At 71.8% G+C, this 5,970-nt stretch carries 7 protein-coding genes and 1 pseudogene; 3 read left to right on the top strand and 5 right to left on the bottom strand.

Features of this window, described 5'->3' with window-relative positions:
* Nucleotides 1-320: 320 nt before the first annotated feature.
* Genes AC08OX_RS13920 through AC08OX_RS13910 form a run of 3 tightly spaced genes read left to right on the top strand, consistent with a single transcriptional unit; the run spans nucleotide 321 to nucleotide 2,771 of the window.
* On the top strand, nucleotides 321-1,181 hold the full coding sequence (locus tag AC08OX_RS13920) for a hypothetical protein (RefSeq protein WP_476608214.1): 861 nt from the start codon (nucleotides 321-323) through the stop codon (nucleotides 1,179-1,181).
* Nucleotides 1,178-2,500, top strand: coding sequence for a helicase-associated domain-containing protein (locus AC08OX_RS13915; RefSeq protein ID WP_476608213.1), 1,323 nt, complete (start codon nucleotides 1,178-1,180; stop codon nucleotides 2,498-2,500). The genes AC08OX_RS13920 and AC08OX_RS13915 overlap by 4 nt, the downstream gene beginning before the upstream one ends.
* A 46-nt stretch (nucleotides 2,501-2,546) precedes the next feature.
* Complete coding sequence (locus tag AC08OX_RS13910; RefSeq protein ID WP_476608212.1) at nucleotides 2,547-2,771, top strand: WYL domain-containing protein; 225 nt, start codon at nucleotides 2,547-2,549, stop codon at nucleotides 2,769-2,771.
* A 140-nt stretch (nucleotides 2,772-2,911) separates the two neighbouring features.
* Here the strand turns inward: AC08OX_RS13910 and AC08OX_RS13905 are convergent, their stop codons facing one another.
* The 5 genes and pseudogenes from AC08OX_RS13905 to AC08OX_RS13885 all read right to left on the bottom strand — a co-directional run bounded on the left by AC08OX_RS13905 (nucleotide 2,912) and on the right by AC08OX_RS13885 (nucleotide 5,651).
* Nucleotides 2,912-3,109 (bottom strand): ester cyclase, encoded by a 198-nt coding sequence (locus AC08OX_RS13905; protein ID WP_476608211.1) that lies wholly within the window; start codon nucleotides 3,107-3,109, stop codon nucleotides 2,912-2,914.
* Nucleotides 3,110-3,112: 3 nt separating this feature from the next.
* On the bottom strand, nucleotides 3,113-3,331 hold the full coding sequence (locus tag AC08OX_RS13900) for a nuclear transport factor 2 family protein (protein WP_476608210.1): 219 nt from the start codon (nucleotides 3,329-3,331) through the stop codon (nucleotides 3,113-3,115).
* Nucleotides 3,332-3,431: 100 nt separating this feature from the next.
* Entirely contained in the window at nucleotides 3,432-3,686 is a 255-nt protein-coding gene (locus AC08OX_RS13895; protein WP_476608209.1) for a hypothetical protein, read from the bottom strand.
* Nucleotides 3,687-3,749: 63 nt separating this feature from the next.
* Nucleotides 3,750-5,079: pseudogene (gene tnpB, locus AC08OX_RS13890) on the bottom strand (IS607 family element RNA-guided endonuclease TnpB).
* The gene (locus AC08OX_RS13885; protein WP_476608215.1) at nucleotides 5,076-5,651 is read right to left on the bottom strand and encodes an IS607 family transposase; all 576 of its coding nucleotides are present in this window, start codon (nucleotides 5,649-5,651) and stop codon (nucleotides 5,076-5,078) included. Before AC08OX_RS13885 ends, tnpB begins: the two are co-directional and overlap by 4 nt.
* Nucleotides 5,652-5,970: the final 319 nt, after the last annotated feature.

The raw sequence follows: 5,970 nt of genomic DNA, 5'->3' as shown, positions 1-5,970 counted from the left end.
GCGCCGGGGCACAGCTACATGTTCACTTTCGGCTGGGCCGGTGGTCCCGGGGGTGGTCCGGACGGGCCGACGGTCGTCATCGACAGCGATGCGCCTACCAGCCCCACCGTCCTCCACATCGGCTATCAGTGAGGCCGCACCGGCAACGACGGCGAGGCCCGGGGTACCGGCGACCGTCCGGAGGGCGCCGATGCCGTTCGCCGGCGCCACCGGTGCGCTCGCAATCCGGACGGATCGGGAACGGGCGACCGTGGTCTCGGATGTCTGCTACCGGCAGACCGGGCGACCGTGCCCGTTCGGCGCATATAAGAATGGAAGGGATGACACCACGATCGTTCGTTGACCATCTTGCGGATCTGGACTTGCCGGCGCTGGCCGCTCTGCTCCGCTCGCGTCCGGACGTGCTGATCGAGCCGGTACCCCGCGGTTTCGGGCAGCTCGCGCAGCGGCTGGAAAGCCCGGATTCGCTGGCGGCGGCGCTGTGGGAACTGAACCGCGACACGCTCCGGGTCGGCCAGGCGGCGGCGCTGCTGGGGGAGTCCGCGACGGTGCCCCGGATGGCCGAGCTGTTGGGCGCGTTACCGGACGCGGTGCGCGCCGGGGTGGACGATCTGTGCGCCCGCGGCCTCGCCTGGACCGACACGGTGGTCCGACTCCCGGAGCCGCTGCACAACCACTGGGTCGAGGAGATCAGCTCCGCCCGCCCGGTCGCAAAGATCGCCCGCAACGTCCTGGTCGAGGATCTGCGTAAGGCGGTCACGGCGCTCGGGGCTCCGGCCGAAAACCTGCGCAAGACCGAGCTGGTCGCGCGGCTCACCGAACTCATGTCCGATGCCCGCCGCATCGCGACGATCATCGCTTCCCTGCCCGCCCCGGCGCGGCAGCAACTCGATGACCTGCGCCTGGCCACGGCCGGCGGCTACTTCCCCTACATGTTCCCCTACACGCCCTTCGAGGAGATCCATGACCGCAGGGCAGCCACGCGGTCCATCAGGCAGCTGATCACCGCGGGGCTGGTGCTGGGCGTCGGCAACCGGCCGGAGCTCCCCCGTGAGGTCGCGGTCGCCGCCTGGCTGGCCAGGCAGGACCTGGGGCTCACCGGGCCGCCGGGCATTCCCCGGCCGGAGGTGAACGAGGCCGCCGCTCCCAGGCGGCCGCCCAGGGCGCTATCCGCGCCGTGACCGCCCTGCTCGACGAGGCCGCCGCCGCCCCCGTCGTGGCGCTCAAGCGAGGAGGCGTCGGTGGGCGGGAACGGGCCCGGCTGGCGAAGCGGCTGTCGACACCGTTGGCCGAGCTGCCGCTGTGGATCGACCTGGTCGCGGCCGCCGGCCTGCTGGCCTTCACCGAAGGCGGCTACGCACCGAGCCCGCGGTTCCAGGAGTGGCGGGAGGAGTCGCCAAGCCATCAGTGGGCGACGCTGGCGGCGCCGTGGCACGCTCTGGAGCACGCGCCGACGAGCCGCGAGGGTGCCGACGAGAAGGACGTCCCGCCGCCCCTGCCCATCGGGTCGGGGGCTGGCCAGATCCGCCGGGTGCTGATCCGCGCGGCGGCCGGCGGGCGGTCGGTGCGGCTCACGGCTGAGAACCTCGACTGGTTCTTCCCCCTGCACGGCTACGACGCCGCCACCTGCAAGATCAAGGTGGCGGCGTCGATCCGCGAGGCCGAGCTGCTCGGGGTGTTCGCCCTCGACGTCCTGTCCGAGCCCGGCCAGGCCCTGATCGAGGCCGCGCCGAGCACCACCGACGCGGCGGCTGCCACCGTCGGGCTTATGATCGTCTCGACCGCGGACGAGCTCGCCGCGCAGGTCGCGAGGACGGTGCGGGATCTGGCAGACCGCTGCGCCGAGCTGCTGCCCGCGACGCCGTCCAGCCTGATCCTGCAGTCCGATCTCACCGCGGTCGTGTCCGGCCAGCCCAGCGCGGCGATATCCCAGCTCCTGCGGGCCGCGGCGGTGCCGGAGTCCCGGGGCGCGGCCGGGACCTGGCGGTTCACCTCCGCCAGCGTCCGCGCCGCGATGGATGCCGGATGGTCCGCCACCGAGCTGCTCGAACAGCTACGCGCCATCGCCGACCACGGTCTCCCGCAGCCGCTCGAATACCTCATCGCCGACGTCGCCCGCCGGCACGGACACGTGCGGGTCCGTGGGATGCGCAGCGCCGTCCTCGCCGACGAGCCCACGACCGCCGAGATCCTCCACACCCGGACACTGGCGAAGCTGCACCTCGCCCGGCTCGCCCCCACCGTGCTGGCCAGCCCGGTGGAACTGGAGACGGTCCTCGCCGAGCTGCGCCGGACGGGCTTCTACCCCGTCGCCGAGGACGCGACGGGCACCGTCATCGTGACGAGCGGACCGGGGCGGAAGGCGCCGCGGGGCCCCGGCACAGTCGTCCCGGGAGTCCCGGGCGTCCCGACCGCACGGAGGGTCCCCCGCCGGTCCGCCGGCGACCCGACGGCGGCTGACGGCCGACGAACTCGCCCAGCGCCTGCGCACCGGCAATGACGACGGTGTCACCCTGCTGACCGACCTGGCCCAGCGGCTCGGCGAGATGAACGGACGGCTAAACGACGCCGGGCTCGCCGTGCTGGCGGACGCGGTGGAACGCCGCAGCGATGTGGTCATCGCCTACCGGGACAAGCAGGGCACCCGGACGGTCCGCCGCATCCAGCCGAACCAGCTCTTCGGCCGGTGGCTGGACTCCTGGTGCCACCTGCGCAACGCCGAGCGCGAGTTCGCCATCGCCAACATCGAGTCCGTCAGTCCCGTCGGCTGACCGGCACCCCCTTCTCCCCGGGCATGACCGGTCAGCCGGGTTCCGCAGGCAGTAGGTCCATGCCGATCAGCTCTCGAATCTGGACCCGTCGGCTCTCACGCCCGGCCAGCCCGGGGCGGGGCCGCCAGGCCCGGGGCGGCTCAGGCGGGTCGACCGAGCTGGCGAGCGAGCCGCGTCTGGTCGAAGTACAGCCGGTTCTCGGTGATCAGGCCGCGCTCGACCCGGTAGACCTCGACGACACGCAGGTTGATCCGACGCCCGGTGGGCGCGAGCTCCGTACCGTCCGGGTCGCGGTAGACGCCGACGTGCGTCGCGGTCAGCGTGTACTCCTCGACCACGATCTAGCCCTGCTCGGCCAGCACGTGGGTATCGACGTCGATCTCACCGAAGGCCGCCAGGAAGGCGGCGCTGTACTCGGCGCCCGCCGCGCGCCCCTTGATCCGCACCCCGCCCGGTGCCTCGACGACCAGATCCTCGTCAAGCAGCGACAGCACCGAGGCCTCGTCACCGAGGTCGAAGGCGTCCAGCGCGCGCTTCACCGTGTCCAGCGCCTCTCCCACGTGACATCCTCCAGGCTTGCCTGCCGCACACACCGCCCAGAGGGCGATCATCCCACCACCGGGCCGGTTCCCGACGGGAAACCGGATGTCCGGGAGGACGTCAGACGCTCGTGGTCGAGCCGGGGCGGATGATCATCAGAACGGTGACGATGACCCAGAGCAGGCTGAACACACCGGCCGCCATCGCGAGACCGCTCGTGCGGGCGCGCGCCGCGGCCGCGTCCATGGCCACCGCGCCACCATCCTGCGCACGGTCGGGGACGGCCGGGGATCCGGCGACGATCCCGTCGAGGACGTCACGCTGTCCGGGCAGCACCACGATGAGGAGCACGACGGCGGCTACGGTCGTCAGCACGATCGCGACGATCAACCAGCTCTGCCCAAGAACCGTTGCATGAAAGCGCTTGATAGCGTCCGCTCATGCCGCCTCGCCTCTCGGCGAGGCACCCCCGGTCTGACCGGCCGTGGCCGTGCCGGGTTCCCGCTTCCCAGCCACCTGCCCGCTTGCGCGGGTCTTCTGGTCGGCTCCGCGGGCGTTTTCCGTCTCCGATGTACTGGCGGCGACGAGGTGCTTGAGGTTGATCGCGGCGTTGTGGTCGCGGTCGAGTACCAGTCCGCAGGACTGGCAGGTGAACGTGCGCTCGGACAGCGTCAGGCTTGGGTTTCGCCAGCCGCAGCCGGAGCAGGTCTTCGAGCTGGGATACCAGCGGTCGGCGACGACGAGCGTCGATCCGTACCAGCGGGTCTTGTAGGCAAGCTGGCGGCGGATCTCCCCGAATCCGGCAGTCGCGACGGCCTTCGCGAGCCGGCGGTTGCGGACCATCCCGGCTACGTGCAGATCTTCGACCACGATCACGTCGTGGGACCGGGCGAGCCGTGTCGTGAGCTTGTGCAGCCCGTTGTGGCGCTGGTTCGCGACCCGGACATGGATCGTCGCGAGCTGGGCGGCGCGCTGCCGCCGCCCAGCGCTGCCCGGCTTCGACCGGGCGTAGGCCCGCGACGCCCGGCGCAGTCGCCGTTCGGCCCGCTGGTAGTGCTTCGGGTTGGGAACGGTCTCCCCGGTCGACAGGACGGCGAGGTGCTTCACGCCGAGGTCGACGCCGACGGTGCCGCCCGCGCGTTGCCGTCGCGACGGCCGCTCGGGAACGTCGCGGTCGACCTCGACGGTGAACGACACGAACCAGCGGCGTGCGGTGCGGGACACGGTCGCGCCGAGCAGTCGGGCACGTCCGTCCGCCAGGCGGGTGGTGAGCGCGCCCATCGGCTCATGGACCTTCACCCGGCCGATCCGGGGCAGCTTCACGTAGGTCTCGTCAGCCGGGCCGTAGGCGCCGGTGGTGTAGCGGAACGAGTCACGGGCCTTCCCGCGCTTCTTGAACCTGGGAAAGCCGACCCGCCGGCCCTTCCGCTTCCCTTGCCGGGAGTCGGTGACGTTCTTCAACCCGCGGGCAAGCTGGTCGAGCCCGGCGCGGAACGCCTCCTTCGAGCACTCCGCCCACCATGGGGCGATGTCCCGCTTGACCGCGTTCCACGCGAGGCGCAGCGCGGGGAGCGTCCACGGCACCGGGGGTGAGCAGATCACCGGTCAGCCCGTAGGACTGCTCGGCGTCCCGCTGGGCGTGCGCGGCCTTCACCCAGGCCAGGCCCCAGTTGTAGGCGAACCTCGATGCCCCGGCGTGGCGGCGGATACCGGCGAGCTGGGCCTGGTTCGGGTCGAGGGCGAAGCAGTATGCCTGGAGCGTCGTCACTCGTCAGCCTCGGTGGCGACGGCGGCGACGGCGCGGGCGGCCCGGTTCGCGGCGGCCCGGCGACCGTACAGCCGGGCGCACAGCGACGTCAGGATCTCGGTGACGTCGCCCACCAGGTCGTCGTCGACCTCGCCCGGGTCGACCACGAGCAGATGCCGGCCCTGCGCGGACAGCGCCGCCTCGACGTACTCGGCGCCGAACCGGGCAAACCGGTCCCGGTGCTCGACGACAATCATGGGCACGGCCGGGTCGCGCAGCAGGGCGAGGAACTTCCGCCGGTGGCCGTTCAGCGCAGAGCCGACCTCGATGACGACACGGCCGACTGCGACACCGTTCTCGCCACACCAGGCCGTGACGCGGGCGACCTGCCGGTCAAGGTCCGGCTTCTGGTCAGCGGACGACACCCGGGCGTACACCACTGCGACGGGGCGCCCGGCCGGCACGGTGGGTTCGTCGACGAGTACCAGCCCACCGACCTTGCGGGCAGGGACCGGAAGCAGGCCGTCGCGGTACCAGCGCCGCGCCGTGGTGTACCCGACGCCGTTCGCGGCGGCCCACTCCTTAAGGTTCACACGAACATCATACGACGCCATCAGAGGCCATCGGACGCTGATTCGGCAGCAGCTTTCATCCCCTAGGCTCTGCGCGGTGAAGAACCCGAAGATCGGTACGACGAGGCCGAGCGCGGAGTAGACGCCACAGATCCGGTGCAGCACGCGGACGATCCCAGCAGCACGCTCGTCGCCCGGGGAGGTCAGCGCCAGGCGCGCAGCCGGGGCGAACATGCTGGCGGCCACGGTGACCGGTCCGATCGCGAGGATCGCGGCCAAGACATGCACGCTGAGCAGAAACTTGGTCACGGTATGCCTCTCAGGATCGGCCTAGCGGGAG

Source organism: Frankia sp. CoBUL1 (assembly GCF_978021245.1).
This window is presented reverse-complemented; position numbering and strand designations above follow the sequence as displayed.